Source organism: Paenibacillus sp. p3-SID1389 (genome assembly GCF_025151705.1).
Taxonomy (GTDB): Bacteria; Bacillota; Bacilli; order Paenibacillales; family Paenibacillaceae; genus Fontibacillus; species Fontibacillus phoenicis.
The window spans coordinates 1-730 of record NZ_JALXVO010000122.1 but is presented as its reverse complement, the minus strand read 5'-3'; the positions used below and the strand labels follow the sequence as shown (position 1 = coordinate 730).

The following is a 730-nucleotide window of genomic DNA, read 5'->3' as shown; positions in this document are numbered from 1 at the left end:
CGGCTGAAATCGGAACCTTTGCGCGTTTTCGCTCCCCTGCGCAACTGATGGCGTACTTGGGACTGGTCCCTCGTGAGTATTCCACGGGCCTAAGTACTCGCCGCGGCAGCATGACCAAAGCCGGAAATGGCCGCTTACGACGGACTTTGGTGGAGTCCGCTTGGAGTTACCGTCACCGTCCTGCCGTAAAAGGGGATCTCGCCAAGCGATTAGATGGTATGCCCGCCGACGTACAGCTGTTGTCCTGGAAGGCGCAAGAAAGATTGCATTACAAATACCGTCATCTTGTGTTTGGAAAGAACAAGCACAAGAATGTGGCCGTCGGTGCGGTGGCCCGGGAATTGATTGGGTTCATATGGGCGGTTGCTCGAACCGTGGAGCAGCCAGCAGCCTCCTAACGCCTTTGGACGATGAAGGACGCAGGGGACGTTGCCCCCTGCACCCCCACACTCGCCGTGTGGCGTTCCTCATCTTCGATGAGGATTTGGAAAAGTGTTGAATTGTACCCCACCGCTTGTCAAGGAAGACGCTTGACAAGCTCACGCCGGAGCACGAGGCCCGGGAGCAAACGAAGGTTCAGGAGAGAATTTGCGTAGTCCGTTTGCACTAGGTTTTGAAAGAAACTGAACGTGCGTTTCTAGCTTGCAAGGGCTCTCCCTGACGAAGGCATAACATGTGGTAACCAACCCACGGATAGCAGCGTGCCGACCGTCGCTCGCATTTTTGCTCT

General features: G+C 55.8%; 1 protein-coding gene. It reads left to right on the top strand.

Features of this window, described 5'->3' with window-relative positions; genetic code table 11:
• Positions 1-398, top strand: a 398-nt coding sequence (locus tag M3G15_RS21575) for a transposase (RefSeq protein ID WP_311202314.1), incomplete at its 5' end; no start/stop codon positions are given.
• Between the last annotated feature and the right edge of the window lie 332 nt (positions 399-730).